This is a genomic window from Algoriphagus sp. NBT04N3 (assembly GCF_019443765.1).
Classification (GTDB): Bacteria; Bacteroidota; Bacteroidia; order Cytophagales; family Cyclobacteriaceae; genus Algoriphagus; species Algoriphagus ornithinivorans.
Genome location: NZ_CP048415.1, coordinates 1,549,668 through 1,566,529, shown reverse-complemented (window position 1 = coordinate 1,566,529; position 16,862 = coordinate 1,549,668). Strand labels below are relative to the sequence as shown.

The window sequence follows — 16,862 nt, the reverse complement described above, 5'->3', positions numbered from 1 at the left end:
GGGAATATCCAATCCCGTAGGGATTTTAGCTAGGTAGCAAAAATGAGCACAAACCCATCTCCATGCCGTAGGTATGGAACTATAGAAAATTCAGTAGAAATAATTAGAAATACTTCATTAAAAGATGCGAGGGACTGTCCCTCCGAATGACGGGAGGTATTTTAGTAGAAACACATCAAAAAATTAAATAGATAAATAGATGAGATACAATTACCTAGCAATTACAACTGCTATATTCACTTTAAGCTTGAGCAATATTTCTTTTGCTCAAAAGAAGGTGAAAACCAACCCATTAAAGGAAGAAGTTAAAGCCTCTGTAGACAAAAGATTTGATGCACTGACCGACCTAAGCGATAGGATTTGGTCCTTTGAAGAAATCGCTTTTAGAGAAACTCAATCAGCCAAAGCTTTGGCTGATTATGCAGAAGAACTAGGGTTCAGAGTGACAAGAGGTGTTGCTGAAATTCCTACGGCATTTGTGGCTGAGTATGGTTCTGGATCTCCGGTGATCGGCATATTAGGTGAATTTGATGCTTTACCCGGTTTATCTCAAAACAAGGTTCCTTATAAAAGCCCTTTGAATGAAGGAGCTCCTGGTCATGGTTGTGGACACAATCTATTTGGAGTAGCATCCTTAGGAGCAGCAGCTTCCATTAAAGACTTGATAGATCAGGGAAAAATTAAGGGTACAGTCAGATTTTATGGTACTCCTGCTGAAGAAAAGTTCTTTGGGAAATTGTGGATGGTGAGAGCAGGACTTTTTAAGGATGTAGATGTAGTGATGGATTGGCATCCTGCTGCTGAAACAAAAGCTGCTGTTCAGAAAGGACTGGCTCTAGTTGATTTTCAAGTGGAATTTTTTGGTCAGGCTGCACACGCTTCTGCCGATCCTTGGAATGGAAGAAGTGCCAGTGATGCTCTAGAACTATACACTTCCGGAATTAATTATTATCGTGAGCATATCAAACCTACTGTTAGAATCCATTACCATATTCAAGATGCTGGCCAGGTTGTAAATGTTGTTCCTGATTATAGCAGAATTTGGGTAAGAGTAAGAGACAGCAGTAGAGAAGGATTAGTGCCTGTATGGAAGCGTGTGGAAGAAATGGCTGAAGGAGCTGCTATTTTGGCTAATGTAGATTATAAGGTCAATTTAATTTCAGGGGTGCATGAGGTTTTAGTTAATAGAACCGGCTCAGCAGCACTTCAGAAAAATCTTGAGAGCCTAGGCTCTATAAGCTATACCGAAGAGGAGCAAAACTTCGCAAAAAAGATCCAAGAGGCTACTGGAAAGCCTCAAATCGGTTTGGTCTCCAAAATCGAACCCATGGAAGAAACTGCAGAACATAGCATGGGAGGAAGCACAGATGTGGGTGATGTTAGCTGGGTAGTTCCTACTATCCGTCTTTCTGCAACTACTGCTCCGAATGGGACTCCATGGCATTCATGGGCGGTTGTAGCTTCCGGAGGAATGTCCATTGGCCATAAGGGAATGGCTTATGCTGCTAAGGCACTATCGATGACAATGGTAGATTTATTCCAAAACCCTGAATTAGTAGAGTCCGTAAAAGCTGAATTTAAGGAGAAAAAAGGCGACTATGTCTACAAAGGCTTCGTTCCAGATGGCCCTCCTCCTATTAATTCAAACTTACAATAATACCTCTATGCTGTCTCAAATAGTCCTGATTTATTACGTAGTATCTCAGTGCATTTTGAGACAGCTGCATTTTTATACTAAACTCTCTTTGACTATGAAAAAATTAATTCTTTCTACTCTTTTCCTGAGTTTGATATGCCTTTCTGCTTTTTCTCAAACTCAGAATGAAGAAAAACAGATTCAAGATTTAATTCAAAACTCTTTTGATGATCTTTTTTCTTCCTTTCATTCTGAAAAATTAAAGGACTACTATACAGATGATTTTATACTGTTGGAGCAGGGGGAATTATGGGATATCCCAACCATTTTAAATTATTTCGACAGAGCCAAACAAAACCCAAACCCTCCTAGCCGAGTCAACAGGTTTGAGTTCATTGAAACCAAAATTGAAGGAAATAGAGCTTGGATTGCTTATCATAATTTCGCAACAATTTCATTGAATGGGGAAATTGTCAGAGAAATAAGATGGCTGGAAAGTGCAACAGCTGTAAAAACCAAAGATGGTTGGAGACTGGATATGTTGCACTCCACAAGAGTTGAAAAAGATTAACAATAAAAAATAGGCTGATTAAATTTAATCAGCCTTTTTTAATGGATTTATTATGTGTGTATCCGCTTTATTGACAGCAAAGAAAAAAACGGCCTATTATTAGCTCAATGGATCAGTATTCGGAAGCTTCGGTCTTCGGTCATCCGTCTTCCCTCCCAATGAACAAAGGAGATTTTGCCAGTGGTAAGATTCCGGATAATCATTTTTATTATTTACGTCAATTAAGAAAACAGCTTTTCCAATATCTTATAAGTAATCAAGTAAGTGGGCCTTACTCCTTCCATACCCAATGCACCAGAAGCTAAAGTACTACCTGTTTCCAAAGGATTATCAGAAGCATAATAAGCATAAAGAACTTTTACATTGGATTTGATGCTTTTTCTGATTTTAGAAGCAGATTGAATAGCTTTCTGATAATGTGCTCCTTCCATTTCCAGCCCAACAGCATTCCAGGAAGATTCCATAAAGTATTTCAGGATATCCTTGTTCTGCAAGGAAGTGCCCAATACAGTTACCATACTTCCACTGTAAACACCAAGTCCAAATCCTTCAAAGTCTGACTTTTTCAACTCATTTTTGAAAGGATAATTATCGGCAGTTCCCTCGAAAACGTGAGCATCAGGAATCATCAGGTCACCTTTACCTCCATATAATATCCCTGCTTTACCCATGATAGAGGTAGAGACGATATTAAGTGGCAATTCCTTATCTCCCTTTTTATAAGGCTTCAATAGCTCATCAAAACATTCATAAGCTTGCTCACCAAAGGCATAATCCATCACTACAAATACAGGCCTCTTTTCCTTTTCTTTTGGCAAGGCTATTCCAGGAATAATTTCAGCCTTTTCAAGCAGAGCAGTATCTATAATTTGTGCGCCAATATTAGTTCCGGATTCATCCGGAATATCTACAAAACCATGCTTTGATGCATAATCATAAATAGCCTTGCCATGATTCCCTTTTGCATTCACAGAGATGTCCATGACCACTTTTTCTATGTCCTCATAGGTCTTTGAACCTAGTTTCTGAGGGGCATAAATGGTATTCAAAACAGAGTGTAAATTGGCTGAAATGACATGGATTGGACGCTTAAGCAAGTCCAATTCATCTAAGGTCATTTTGATTTTTTTGGCCCAAAGCTCGCCATAAACGTGGTGTCCAATTCGCTCTCTCAAAGTTGCTGAGAAAGATATCTCTCGATCATGATTGTGCTTAGCTTCTTCCAAAGCCAATTTACCCATATGGTAAACGATAGAGAAAAGGCTATTGGAATTTGAGCTTCTTTCAAATTTATCAACTGCGGCAACTGTTTCTTCGAAAGTTCTACCTATCAAATGGCTCAAATAAGCCGCAGCTGCCTCTCTGTCAAAATCCTCTCCTGCTGATTCTTTTTTTACCACATCTTCCAACATGGTCCAGTTCAAGGAAATTTTCCCTTTTGGATCAGTGCTGTTATTATAGATCTTATTGGATTCTATATATAAAAAGGTTAAGTGAGTTAGAATATCGTAGATATCAGAGCGACCTCTCGTCATCTCTACATACATCACTTGTTCATCCAAGCGGTAGCAGTTTCTCTTTCTTTTGGGAGGCACTATTGGACTTAGATGAGATGTTTCTAAACCTTCTCTACTGATCAATCGAACCAGTCTACATTCTTCGATTCCCCTGGGAAGTCTCTCCATCACATAAAGGAGTCCGTCTAGTTCTACTTTTTCCGAATCTGTGATTGTTCCATAAATTTCTGGACTCAGCACCATTAGTGATTGTACCAAGCTTTCACCCGAAACTCCCATTGGCTTATAGCTGCCTCTGGTAAAAAGATGTCTCATGGTGATGTAAAGTCGCTCAATAGCTGCTCTGGATTCCTGTGCTCTGGTTCTCTTCATTCGTTTTATTTAGGTTAAATTCAGCAAAAATACGCTTTTCTGAGCTGAAATCTGAATAGTATTTAAAATCTGATCTTTCTAATGAGTGATTAGCTCTTTAAATGATCCGAAAAGAATTTTTTCAATTTGTCTACTTTAGGTTTTACAACGAACTGACAATAAGGCTGATAACCATTTTGGTTGTAGTAGTCCTGATGATAATTTTCGGCCTTATAAAAATTTGTAAAAGCTGTTACTTCTGTCACAATAGGATTATCAAAAACTTGCTCTTGGTTGAGTTTAGCCTTCAAGTCTGACGCAATTCTTCCTTGCTCCTCATTGTGGAAGAATATAGCGGAACGATATTGAGGACCTACATCGGCTCCTTGTCTATTCAATGTGGTTGGATCATGGGTTGCCCAAAAAACTTCTAAAATCAGCTCCAAACTAATTTTTTTAGGATCAAAATAAACCTGAATTACCTCTGCATGACCTGTCGTCGCAGAACAGATTTCTCTATAAGTTGGATTTTCCACGAATCCCCCAGAATACCCGGAAACCACTTGCTCTACTCCTTCCAGTCTTTGAAAGACTGCTTCAGTACACCAGAAACATCCTGCTCCTAGAGTAATCAAGGAAAGGCCATCTGGTATGGAAACTGTGGTTTTCGGAAGTTGAAGTTCGTTCATAATATCAAAGTTTACAGGTCAACAGCCTCCCTCCGAAATTGGTTTCGAAATTCTTAAAGGTCCTCTTGGTTTTTGATGCTTATCTAAACTTTTCCCTTTCTGACTTAAGTTTATTTCTCCTTCCAAATACATTTCCCAAGCCTTTTCTCTTACATCTGTGAGAAAATGCCTCCATGATTCTGGATACATGGCACGTACCACTTCAGAAGGACAAAAACTTTTATCTGCCCGAATTCTACTCATTTCCAAAATGGCTACTTTTAAAATATCCATGAGAAAGATCGGTGAATTGGTAAAGTTGAATAACCCTACAACTTTAATATTGGATTAAAGGTAGGTCCATCTCATTGACAGACCATCACAAAAGCTGGAGGGAGATTTTTGATAGTAAAGCTGGCTTGTACCTTTCCGAAATATTTCTGAAACAGCTTCTTTAATAAATAGGAATAACAAATTTGAATAAAAGCACCGCCTTGGCTTAAAGCATTTTTAGACTGGCTTAAAATTTCATCCGTTACCTCCTTAGAAAGAAAAGAAAATGGCAAGGATGAAAAGATAAAATCAACTTTTCTTCCATCTAAATACTTATCCAAGTTTCCGGCAGAATCGTTGATGATTCTGATATTTTCCTGTGGAAACTGCTTTTTCATAGCTTCGCAAAAAGATGGGTTGATTTCGAAAACCAAAAGCTCAGCATCAGGACGCATGCGGTTGAAGATACCCTGGGTAATACTTCCATCTCCTCCTCCCATTTCTACAATTAATTTGGACTCGGTTAGATCTGCTTGGGAAATCATTTTATTGACCAAAGCTTTTGAGCTAAAAGTAAGCGCTCCAGTGGTGCTTAAATTAGAATATAACTCTATAAGAAGATTAGATTTACTCATAATAGTGATTTGAGACCTTGAAGATACCCGATTTTACCCTATATTTTCCCCGACATCCTGATTAATTATAGTTTTTATTATGTCCCAAAAGGCATCCATTAGATCCACGTTACCTTATAGATTACGCCAAATCCTCAAGAATTTCTGGGGCATGGCACTGGTTTTCATTGTTTTAATGACAATACTGAGAGCCTTAGAGCTGTATTTGGTATTTCAAAATCACGTTTTAAATCTGACTCCAACCGATGTCATAGTCGGTAGTTTTTTATCGGATATAGCCTGGAGTCTTTATCTCTTGGGAATTTTTTTCACGCTTTATGTTTTGCTTTCATTGCTTTCAGGAAATCTGGCTAAAATTCTCCTTCAAATTGCATTGACAATTGTCGTAATTGTTCAAGTAGCATTGATATTTTACTTCATTAAAACATTACTCCCCCTAGGCAAAGATCTTTTTGCTTATAACTGGAATGATTTAATTCTTACCGTACAGGCATCAGGACAACTGAATTTTATTTCCGTGTTTGGAGGAATCGTTATTTTTTTAGCCCTAATAGCACTTTTCCATTACGGAACTCGATTCTTTTATTTTTCACTTAAAACTTATGCCATATTCTCCGCTATCCTTGGAATTGGAGTCTTTTCCTTTATCACCTTTGATTTAGCTAAAGAAGCCTCATCCACTGAGGTAGAACAAAATATTAAACTGAATAAAAGTCAATTTCTGGCTGAGCAATCATTTGATTACTGGATGTATGGAGGAGAGTATTATTTTGACTTCTATTTAAGATCCGGAAAAGATGATTTGATTGTCAAAAAGGAATTTACCAGTGACTCCTACCCTTTTCTGCATAAAGCAGAATACCCTGATGTACTAAGCCCCTATTTTGATTCTCTGGAAAAAGCCCCTGATTTGGTCTTTATTTTTCTGGAAAGTTTTGGGAAAGCCTACTCGGGAAGAGATGCATATCTAGGCAGTTTTACTCCATTTTTAGATTCACTTGAGCAACATAGTTTGGTATGGTTAAATGCTCTCTCTTCCACAGGTAGAACATTCGGTTTGCAACCTGGAGTATTTGGTGGTTTGCCTTTCGGAGCAAAAGGATTTTTGGAATTGTATGATGAATTCCCCTATCATGAAACTCTTTTAAGCGTTTTAAGAGATAATGACTATGAGATAAGATACTTTATCGGTGCAGACAAAAACTTCGATCACGTTGGGGATTTTATCGACTATCAGCGGCCTGTTCAGTTTGTTGATGAAAAGTTATTTGATCCTAAATATTCCAGAGCTCCTTCTTCCGGGAATTTCTCTTGGGGATATGCTGACAAAGAACTTTTCAGAAATGGGCTGGAAAAATTACCCGAGACGGTGACCAAGCCTCAGGTCAGAATATTTCAAACTCAAACTTCTCATGACCCCTATATCGTTCCGGAAAGACCATTCTATAGAGAGAAGCTCAGAACTCATCTGAGAGATTATCTCAATCTGAATCCTTCGGAATTTGACTCTTATTTGGCTTATGAGGATATATACATGACAGTTTTGTATGCAGATGATGCCGTAAAAGAGTTTATCAATGAATACAAGAAAAGACCTGAGTTTTCTAACACCATATTTATAATCACTGGAGATCACCGTCTACCTGAAATACCCATGTCTTCTCGACTAGATAGATTTCATGTTCCCTTGATTATTTACTCTCCTCTTTTGGAGCGAACAGATTACTTCAAAGGGGTTACAAGTCACTATGAAATAACGCCCAGTATTTTAGCCTTTTTAGAAGCTCAAGTTGGAATAGAATTGCCTGAACAAGTCACTTGGCAGGGTCAGGTTTTAGATACTGCAAGGAATTTTCAATCCCGTATTGCTATGCCATTGATGAGAAACAAAAATCAGTTGATGGAATATATCCACGGCGAGTTATTCCTTTCTGATGGTCAATTATTTAAGATCTCTGATCAGTTAAACATTGATCCGATTAATTCTCCCGATGATTTAACGCAAATGATTGGAGAGTTTGAGGATTTCAAAAACAAGAACAACTACATGATCCAGACCAGAAAACTCTTGCCACCGCCTAATTTGGCTAGCAATTAATTCTGTTTTTGGTGGGTTCGTTGTAAAATCTGCCTAGTTAAAGGGAGGTAGTAATTCCAGAAAAAGCTCTGTCTATCTCTGTAATCAGAAGCTACATAAAGCCCTCTATAGAAAAATGGCAGCCCTTTAAATCTAGCAGCGCCTAAATCACCCTGCATATCTGAGAAATCACCGGACATATAATAGATCTCTCCTTTCCCATTAGGTTTAAATACAGCCGCAGGAAAAAATCTAGGAAGGCCCATTTCTCTCAATCGTTCTAGACCTTGATTGGTTGCCCCTATGTCGAAATAAGAAATTACCTGATAATCTCTTTCAATTAACACTACATCAAACCAATCAGGATATGGAACTACCTCGGGCAGACTGAATCCATGCTTGTTTACTTTTTGAGTTCGAATCAATGGGGTTGTATTAGTGAAGTCTTCATTTGCCACAAAGATTTCTATTTCTCCAAGTTCATTGACAAAAACCATCCCTGGGCCAGCAAAAGGCCATTGATTGTCATTTTGCTTTCTATAATTACTAATCAACCATTGAGGTAGATCTCCATTTTTATTGACATCCAATTCATCAAAGTATCTCCCAATCCAACCCGTCCATTTCAAACCCATCAAACGTTCAAATTGAGATCGAATTGATCTTAGTGTTGGAGAAGCCATGGTGTTATATTCAGCTACAATGGTTTTTTCATTTTCCTTTGCTAAAGTCAATAAATCTATATCTGCCTGACTCAGACCGCCATAGATTTTTTTACTTCTTTCGTTGCTTCTTCTTTGACTGGCAAAAAAATTATTTTCATACACACCATATGTATCCGCATAATAAAACAACTCATGATCCTGAACCAGCTTTTCTAAATCAAGCTTGGTAGGCTGAATCAAGTCTTTTACTTCTCCTATATCCTCTTGAAATTCGGAAGGGAAAAAACCTAAATAGTCTTTTTTTTCATCGTAATAAAAGCCATCCTTTTTGATGTACTTATCATATTCCAAGGCCCAGAACAGGCCTTTGTGCTCTCTGAAAGTCGAATTAGGGACTGTTTTGTCAATTACTAAAACAGAAAGGTCTTTTTTTGATTCTATCCACCAGACACCAAAGCTTATTCCCGGAATCACAACCAAGATCAAAAAGAATGGCCAAAGGCGAAGAAAAAAGAGTTTTAATTCCTGTCCCATTTTAGAATCTATATTCAGTACCTATGGAAATGTTAATATTATTTCTAAATCGATCTGCAGCTAATTCATCCCTGCTATATCCGGTAAATCCAAAAATCATAAACCTAGGACTGACTAATTGCTGATAGCCAAGTCTTGCACGGTAAGAGTTCAATAGCTGAGACTGATCTCTGCTTTCTTCATCAGGAGAAACTCCAGTACTTAGCTGTAGTGAGAAGAAATCTTCTGCGGTTTTGAAATAGTACCTTGCCTGAAAATTACCCGATGTACTGGTACCGTTATTAGCAGATGGAACCACGTTGACCCTGAAGTTCAACCACCAACTCCCAACATATTTCCCAAGTGAACCTGTCAAAATATGGGTGACTTCCGAAAAACCCAGATAACGGTATCCACCATCGATTTCCCAAGCTTTGGGCAAGTTGAAATAAATGGATGCACCCATTCTTAATTTAGGAAAGAAGGAGGCGCTTGATCCCCCAATGTTTAAATAAGCATAGGAACTTTTACCAAGTGAAGGATATGCATCCAACTCATATAAGGTTCCAAATCCATCAAATCGTGAACTTTGAGTAACTCTGGCAATTAGAGATCCAGTCAGCTTGGTCATGGTTCTTCCATAAACTGACCAAGTGTGCCAAGGGCTAATTTCACCTTGAAAAGTATCGTAATCGTAGGTCACACCTAAAGCTGAATTTCTTCTCAGTCTTTGTAAGTTTTGAATATAACCTAACAGGCCTTCCTGCTTGAATCCCTGATCAAAAAGGTTTTGTGCAATTGTATAGGCCTCATCATAATTTTCTTGGTAATACAATAATCTAGACTCACGGTATCTAATGGGATCAGGAAGCTTTTCTTCAAAATTCTGTTTTGCTCTTTGCAAAATTTCATCTGCTTTTTGGTATTGCTCGGCCCAAGACAAATTATCCAAATAGGCTACATAAGCATCAGCATATTTTGGAGATGCAACGATCGCTCTTTCTAAATAAATACTAGCGGAATCATTTTTCCCTTCCCATGCATAGCTTCTTCCCACAAGTATCAGAATATCCGCATATTCGGGATATTTGTTCAAAGCCCTAAAAGCAATAGATCGCCCTTCCTGATATTTTCCGTCAAGGATTAGAGTTCTAGCTTCATAAAAAAGCTGATCCGGATCAAAATTATCTTGGGCAAGGCTGAAACCATAAGATCCCATCAGAATTAGAAATATCAGGGTTAGATTTTTCATAGGCTTTTCTCAGCTTGGGCTTCTATTGTTTTTCTTTCTTCAGCAGTTTTAAATCCAGTTCGGATCATCTGTCCCCATCCACCTTTTCCGATGATAAAGTCAAGATGACCTTTCAGTCCCCATAAAAGCACCTTGGGATGAATGTATAATGGCTCTATCAAAATGATCCAAATTAACTTTTTGAGGTCATTTTTATTTTTGTAATTGTTATAAGAAACCTGTTCGTAGAGGATACTAAAAGAAGAAACCAAAAGAGAAAGGAGATAAATCATAAACAATAAGGCCACAAAGTATATCGCAGAAAAATCACCGATGATTAAAAGAATCAAAGTGTAAATCAGGCCAAAAATTTCGACTATCGGTGCCATCTTCTCAAAGACGGACCAGAAAGGATATGATATAGTACCAAGTATTCCAAACTTCGGATTCAAGCCGATCTTTCTGTGAAGCTGCAGGGTCTCAATGGTTCCCCTCATCCAACGGTTTCTCTGCCTTCCCAAAACCTCAACATCTTCTGGAACTTCTGTCCAACAAAGGGGATCTGGTATAAAAGAGACTTTATATGGAATCTTTTTTTCTTCCATATATCTTCTCATCCTCACAACCAGCTCCATATCTTCTCCCACTGTTTTCGGGAAATATCCACCCACATTCAAAACCAAGTCTCGTCTAAAAAATCCGAAAGCCCCTGATATAAGCATGAGCCCATTTATTCTGGTCCAGGCCATTCTTCCCATCAAAAATGCCCGACAGTATTCTATGACCTGAAATTGACCCAAGGTACTTTGTGGCACCCTATATTTGGTCACTGTTCCATCCTGTACATCACAGTTATTTGCAATTCCGATTGCTCCTCCTACTGCGATTACCTTACGGTTGGTTTCCTCCATAAATGGGCGAACCATTCTAGTGAGAGAATCATTGGCTAGAATACAATCCACATCAATACAGGCCAATATTTCCATCTGAGAAATATTGATTCCTGCATTAAGCGCATCGGCTTTGCCCCCATTTTCCTTGTCAATTACAGTCAGTCTTCTGTATGATTTATTCTGAGATTTATAGACTCCCTTCACTTCTTGGGTAATAATCTCTGGATTATAGGCGTAAGAAACTTTTTGCAACTCAAAAGCATCCAAAAGCTTGGTCAAGGTGTCATCTTTGGAGCCATCGTTGATGATAATTACCTCAAATTTCCCATAATGAAGGGAGAGAAGACTTTTGACATTTTGAACAATGTTAGAGCCCTCATTGTAAGCTGGGGCAAGTATGCTTACCCCCGGAGCGATTGGAGAAGTGATGATGTCTTCGTAATCCGCAAATCTATTTTTTCGTCTGTAATCCCTCATCTCTAGAGCACTCAATATCATAATGATGAAATAAATCACGATCACAGAGAAACTGAGGATCAAGTAAAAGAGCCCTATAAGTTCAATCAGAAAATAGAACAGAAAATTATACATTGCTTAACAGAGGGTCTTGAATTTGGGCTTTAAGTGCTTTGTTTTCCGGTAAAGGCTGAGTTGCTACAAACTTTTCGAAAGTTTGAGCATTCAATTTATTCAAACTCGTTAGGCATGCTCTACGAAGTCTGAAATCAATATTTTGAAGAAGAATGTCCATCAGAATGACCTCTGAATAGGAATTCCCTAAATTTCCCGCAGCTTTCACCGCGATTTTCTTCAAATCCGGATTATTGGATAACATACAGTTATTGATAAACTCCACTTCCATATGGGCTCCTAACGCGTCATAAGTTTTAATCAATTCAATTTTTTCCTCTTCCGTAGAAGCCTCATTAATCATATGCAATTCAGCTATCAAATCTACTCTACCCAGCATTCTTACCATTTTGATGGCAAATTCTCTCACGGATGGATTTTTAGATTTAAAAAGGATTGGAATATTCAGAAATTTGGAAGACCCCACAAACTTGATGATGCGGAGGTAATTCATCTGTTGCCAATCAGAAAGAGGATAATCCTGATCTTTCAAAAAACTCAAATCGACTTTTTCAGAAAGGTTGAGGAGGGTTGCCCCAGCCAAAGAACGCACATGGAAATTTTTGGAATTGGTAAAGCTTTTAACTTCATTAATCAATTCACTCAAATCCATTTCATTGACCTGGACTAAACCTGAAGCGATTATATCCCAACGAGAATCTTTTAAATTGGCTTTAGTCAGGTCAACCAGGCCAAGCCGTTTATAAAGGGTCTTTAATTTATCTTTAAACTCACCCTTCATTTTTTTATTAAGACCTATGATCCTTTCTATCAGTACCTGCTTGAATAAGCGCTTTTTGAAAAGTGATCTTGGAAAAATTTCAGAAATCTCCTGATCACTCATTTGGCTGATTTCATCCAAATCTTTTTCAAAAAGAAGATTGGTTAGTGGGCCAATAATCTCATTTTCGTAATTCTTAATATTCTCTTCTCGCTGATTTCTTTGGGTTTTGAATATCAACATGAAAATGATCATGCTTGCCGCAGTAAATATGAAAAATAGGATAATCAGGGTTACAGCCAATAATTTGAAATCCCCAAGCAGACGATTTTTATAGGCGTCTAAAGGTTGATAATTATTGGATGAAGCCAATAACATGATGTCGTTTTCGGGTTGCTCTTTGTCTTCAGCCAATACAAAGTCTCCAGTAGCATACATAGTTTCCAGATAACTCTGTAGCCCTTCTACATTTGTTTTTTCCTCGTATACAAAAAATAGAAGATTGGCAGAATTCCCCTGTAATTGCCCATAAAGCGAATCTATAAGAGTGCCATTTTTGAATGATTTTGAGATAAAAGCAGTATCAGTCTCAACCCATAAAAAGGAGGAGTCAGCTGTGATTTTTGAGTTTATATTGGCCTTTGGAATGAAAAATCTATAGGTAAAAGAAGGAATGTCTTCCTGAAGCTTCAGTTCCTGAATTAAAGCCGCGGAATCCTGAAAAGGAAGTAAACCCTCTTGACCAAAGGAAAGAGAAAATGAAGCAAAAAAGAAGATGACTGGTAGAAGTTTTCTCTTCATAGACTTAGGTTAAAACTCTTCGGACTCGAATTGCTAATTCGTTGGGGTTAAATGGTTTAGGTATAAAGTCTACTACACCTAAATTAAATGCCTCAAGCACAACCTCTTCCTCCTCGCCCAAGGAGCTTAACACAATAATTGGAATTTCTGGCTTAGTCTTTTTTGCATGATGGATGATTTCTATACCACTTCGAAATGGCATCATCACATCAGTAATAATCAAATCCGGATCTATGGTATCAATAGCATGAATTCCTTCATTACCATCTTTGACCAATATGGTCTCATATCCATCTTTTTTTAGTCTGAATTGTACTAAACTCGATATTAATAAGTCATCCTCAATAATCAGGATTTTTTTCATAGTTGGGCGATCTATTACCTAAATATAACAGCTTATGTGAAATAACACACAAGGAAAGACCATTCAAAGAAATTGGATTTTTTTGCTTTGCAGATTACAGGGTGAAATTCGCATTTTAAGCACCAAGGATCGCCACTGATCAAAAATAAATATCCTAAAAATAATTCTCGATGGATTCCCTATGAGCTTTTATTAGCTTGCTTATTAAAACTAATCAACCAAATCAATATGAGAAAAACACTTCTGAAGGCAAGTGTTATGAGTATAATGATGGGAGGATTCTTTGGTTTACAAACTACTTTTGGCCAAAGTGATCCAAGTGGTAAAAAACCAATCACCTCAACTTATGCCATAACCAATGCCACGGTCTTTGCCAATCCTTCCAGTGAAGGCAGCAAAGCGACAGTTTTGATCAAGGACGGAGTTATTAAAGGTGTCGGCAATAATTTGACCCTTCCTGCTGAAGCAAAAATCATTGCTGGCGATTCATTATTTATTTATCCAGGATTCATCGATGGAGCTAGCAATGCGGGTATTATTAAGCAAGAGCCTCCGAAAAGACCGGACAACTTTGTTTCTTCTAATCCGCCTGATGAAATCGCAGGTATCACCCCTTGGAAATCAGCAATAGATCAATTTGATATCAGTTCAAGTCAAGTGGATGACTTGAGAAAAATGGGTTTCACTCTGACTCAAATTATTCCTGACGGCGGAATGCTTTCCGGCAAGACAGCACTAGTGGTTTTGGGAGAGAAAAATTCTACCAACTTGATTAAGGAAAATGTTGCATTAAATGCGAGCCTCAATGGAGCCAGAGGTATGTATCCTGGCACTACAGTAGGCGTGATGGCTAAGTTCAGAGATGTGTATAAAAACACACAACTGACCAAAGAAAGACAAGCAACATTTGCTTCTAATACTGGTATTTCCCGTCCGGAATTGACTCCTACTTACATGGGAATGATGGACGTAATAGATGGAAAAATACCGGTGATCTTTAATGTTGAGAATGATCTGGAAGTAAGAAGAGCCCTAAGTCTCCAAAAAGAATTAGGCTTTCAATTAATCCTATCAGGACTGAAGGAATATGACAATGTTATTGACCTGATCAAGTCCAGCGGCACCAGAGTTTTGATTCAATTGAGCGTTCCGGATGACAAAGCCATCAAAGCTCAAAAAGATGATGCAAATGAAAGTGTAAAAGCCCAATATGCCCGAGTTAAGGAGGCCTATGACAAGGCAATTGCTCAAGCGGCTAAGTTGGAAAAAGCAGGGGTAGCCTTTGCTTTCACCACTTCTGGTGCTAAGACTAATGATTTGATGAAATCTCTAAGAACCATGATTGAAGCAGGTTTAAGTGAGAAAGCCGCCTTAGCTGCCCTTACAACAAACCCAGCATCCATCTTGGGTGTATCACGATTTGCGGGTTCTATCGAAACAGGGAAAATGGCGAATCTGGTGATTAGCACCGGTCCAATTTTTCAGGAAGAGAGCCAAATCAAACACGTAGTGGTTGATGGAAATATCTTTGACTACGAAATCAAAGAGAAAAAGAAGAACGGAGCTAATGGCAACGGCAACGGCTCAATATCTATTGTAGGTACTTGGGATTACAATTCTCAAACTCCAGCTGGATCATCAGGTGGCAAATTTGTCATCAGTAAGGACGGAAGCTCTTATTCTGGAACTATCACTTACCAAGATCCTTCTGGTTCCGGTCAAGCTACTTCTCCATTAAAAGACATTTCATTGAGCGGCTCAACTCTAAGCTTTTCATTTGATGTGAATGCCGGAGGGATGAATCTTACTGTGAGTGTGTCTGGAGATGTTTCCGGTAATTCAATGGATGGATCTATGAATATTACAGATTTTGGATCTTTCCCGATTTCAGCTACTCTCAATCCAACCTTAATCGCTAACAAGTAAGCCATGAAAAAATTAAGCTATATTCTTGCTGCTTTGGTAGGGCTGAGTATGCAGTTCGCGATTGCTCAAACGCCCAAAGGCAGCATTCTAATTAAGAATGCCACGGTAATCACCGTGACAAAAGGAACTTTGGAAAATACAGACGTTTTGGTTCAGGATGGTATCATCCGAAGAATAGACCAAAATATCAGTGCTCCAAGTGGAGTTCAAACCATTGATGCTAGTGGAAAATATGTGATGCCTGGAATCATCGATGCGCACTCTCACGTGGCATTGGATGTGGTCAATGAGGCTACTGCACCTATCGTGGCGGAAGTCAGAATGAAAGATGTGGTCAATCCTTATGAAATCGGAATCTACAGAGCATTGGCTGGGGGTGTGACAGTTTCTCACGCCATGCACGGATCTGCCAACGTAGTAGGCGGACAAAATGCCACTTTAAAGCATAGATGGGGTTCTTCGAATCCTGCTGATATCATCATGGAGGACGCTCCTAGAACTATCAAATTTGCATTGGGAGAAAACCCCACCCGAGTTCATGGTAGAGGTAATGGCATACAGCCTAGAAGTAGAATGGGTGTAGAAGCTATCCTAAGAAACGGATTCAGTGAGGCCTTGCAATACAAAAAAAGATGGGCTGATTACAATGCAGCAAAATCTCAAAAAGGAAATACCATGGTTGCTCCTGAGTATGATGAGCGCCTTCAAACCTTGGTAGATATTTTGGATGGCAAAATTATCATCCACTGCCACTCTTACCGTGCGGATGAAATTTACATGCTTATCAACGTTGCAAGGGATTTTGGGATCAAAAAATTAGTATTCCAACATACCAACGAAGGCTTCAAAGTAGCTCCTGAAATTGCAGAATACACCATGGGTGCTTCAGTTTTTGCCGACTGGTGGGCTTACAAATTTGAGGTGTATTATTCTACTGCTTTCAATGCTGCAATTCTTCAGAAAAATGGAGCTATCACCTCAATCAATTCCGATTCTGCTGAATTGATCAGACACCTGTACCACGAGGCTGCAAAAACTCAAAGATATGGTGGCATGACAGATGATGAGGCCTTGGCTATGATCACTATCAACCCAGCCAAACAACTGGGAATAGATGATAAGGTCGGTTCATTGGAAGAGGGCAAGCAGGCTGATATAGTGATCTTTGAAGGTCACCCCCTATCCTCTTACGCTGTACCACAAATGACCTTTGTAGATGGTGTGAAATACTTCGATATCAAAGAAGATAAGGATGATCAAAGACAGCAGGTTAGTGCAACAGAAATGGTGGAACCAATCATGCTGACTGAGGAAAACCATAGATGTATGCAGGATACTGAGCATTTGTTCGAAACTGCCAATGCACTATTCTCCTTACACAATCATTAAT

The 16,862-nt window shown here is 38.7% G+C and carries 14 protein-coding genes; 5 read left to right on the top strand and 9 right to left on the bottom strand.

Annotation, left to right across the window (positions count from 1 at the left end; all coding sequences use genetic code 11):
• The first annotated feature begins 199 nt into the window (after nucleotides 1–199).
• Together GYM62_RS06695 and GYM62_RS06690 are read left to right on the top strand one after the other, a co-directional pair.
• The gene (locus GYM62_RS06695) at nucleotides 200–1,657 is read left to right on the top strand and encodes an amidohydrolase (RefSeq protein WP_219958832.1); all 1,458 of its coding nucleotides are present in this window, start codon (nucleotides 200–202) and stop codon (nucleotides 1,655–1,657) included.
• A gap of 94 nt (nucleotides 1,658–1,751) precedes the next feature.
• Nucleotides 1,752–2,207, top strand: coding sequence for a DUF4440 domain-containing protein (locus GYM62_RS06690; protein WP_219958831.1), 456 nt, complete (start codon nucleotides 1,752–1,754; stop codon nucleotides 2,205–2,207).
• 221 nt (nucleotides 2,208–2,428) lie between these two features.
• Here the strand turns inward: GYM62_RS06690 and GYM62_RS06685 are convergent, their stop codons facing one another.
• From GYM62_RS06685 to GYM62_RS06670, 4 genes are all read right to left on the bottom strand, one after another.
• Nucleotides 2,429–4,096 carry a hypothetical protein gene (locus GYM62_RS06685; RefSeq protein ID WP_219958830.1) on the bottom strand — a complete coding sequence of 556 codons (1,668 nt, stop codon included), beginning with the start codon at nucleotides 4,094–4,096 and terminating at the stop codon, nucleotides 2,429–2,431.
• Nucleotides 4,097–4,185: 89 nt separating this feature from the next.
• Nucleotides 4,186–4,764 carry a peptide-methionine (S)-S-oxide reductase MsrA gene (gene msrA, locus GYM62_RS06680; protein WP_219958829.1) on the bottom strand — a complete coding sequence of 193 codons (579 nt, stop codon included), beginning with the start codon at nucleotides 4,762–4,764 and terminating at the stop codon, nucleotides 4,186–4,188.
• A gap of 18 nt (nucleotides 4,765–4,782) precedes the next feature.
• Entirely contained in the window at nucleotides 4,783–5,037 is a 255-nt protein-coding gene (locus GYM62_RS06675; RefSeq protein WP_091653823.1) for a DUF3253 domain-containing protein, read from the bottom strand.
• Between the two features lie 71 nt (nucleotides 5,038–5,108).
• A complete protein-coding gene (locus tag GYM62_RS06670; protein ID WP_219958828.1) occupies nucleotides 5,109–5,651 on the bottom strand; it encodes a class I SAM-dependent methyltransferase in 543 nt (180 codons plus the stop codon).
• Nucleotides 5,652–5,802: 151 nt separating this feature from the next.
• Here GYM62_RS06670 and GYM62_RS06665 point away from each other — a divergent pair, with 151 nt between their 5' ends.
• Complete coding sequence (locus GYM62_RS06665) at nucleotides 5,803–7,749, top strand: LTA synthase family protein (protein WP_219958827.1); 1,947 nt, start codon at nucleotides 5,803–5,805, stop codon at nucleotides 7,747–7,749.
• Here GYM62_RS06665 and GYM62_RS06660 read toward each other — a convergent pair.
• From GYM62_RS06660 to GYM62_RS06640, 5 genes are read right to left on the bottom strand one after another with little or no spacing between them, the layout of a single operon-like run.
• The gene (locus tag GYM62_RS06660) at nucleotides 7,746–8,927 is read right to left on the bottom strand and encodes a hypothetical protein (protein ID WP_219958826.1); all 1,182 of its coding nucleotides are present in this window, start codon (nucleotides 8,925–8,927) and stop codon (nucleotides 7,746–7,748) included. The two genes, GYM62_RS06665 and GYM62_RS06660, sit on opposite strands and share 4 nt — an antisense overlap.
• 1 nt (nucleotide 8,928) lies before the next feature.
• Nucleotides 8,929–10,158 carry a YaiO family outer membrane beta-barrel protein gene (locus GYM62_RS06655; protein ID WP_219958825.1) on the bottom strand — a complete coding sequence of 410 codons (1,230 nt, stop codon included), beginning with the start codon at nucleotides 10,156–10,158 and terminating at the stop codon, nucleotides 8,929–8,931.
• Complete coding sequence (locus tag GYM62_RS06650; protein WP_219958824.1) at nucleotides 10,155–11,621, bottom strand: glycosyltransferase; 1,467 nt, start codon at nucleotides 11,619–11,621, stop codon at nucleotides 10,155–10,157. The genes GYM62_RS06655 and GYM62_RS06650 overlap by 4 nt, the downstream gene beginning before the upstream one ends.
• Entirely contained in the window at nucleotides 11,614–13,182 is a 1,569-nt protein-coding gene (locus GYM62_RS06645; protein WP_219958823.1) for a hypothetical protein, read from the bottom strand. Before GYM62_RS06645 ends, GYM62_RS06650 begins: the two co-directional genes overlap by 8 nt.
• 4 nt (nucleotides 13,183–13,186) lie before the next feature.
• Nucleotides 13,187–13,546 (bottom strand): response regulator transcription factor, encoded by a 360-nt coding sequence (locus GYM62_RS06640; protein ID WP_091653836.1) that lies wholly within the window; start codon nucleotides 13,544–13,546, stop codon nucleotides 13,187–13,189.
• Between the two features lie 228 nt (nucleotides 13,547–13,774).
• Here GYM62_RS06640 and GYM62_RS06635 point away from each other — a divergent pair, with 228 nt between their 5' ends.
• Complete coding sequence (locus GYM62_RS06635) at nucleotides 13,775–15,472, top strand: amidohydrolase family protein (protein ID WP_255590602.1); 1,698 nt, start codon at nucleotides 13,775–13,777, stop codon at nucleotides 15,470–15,472.
• A 3-nt stretch (nucleotides 15,473–15,475) separates the two neighbouring features.
• Complete coding sequence (locus tag GYM62_RS06630; protein ID WP_219958822.1) at nucleotides 15,476–16,861, top strand: amidohydrolase family protein; 1,386 nt, start codon at nucleotides 15,476–15,478, stop codon at nucleotides 16,859–16,861.
• Nucleotide 16,862 lies beyond the last annotated feature (1 nt).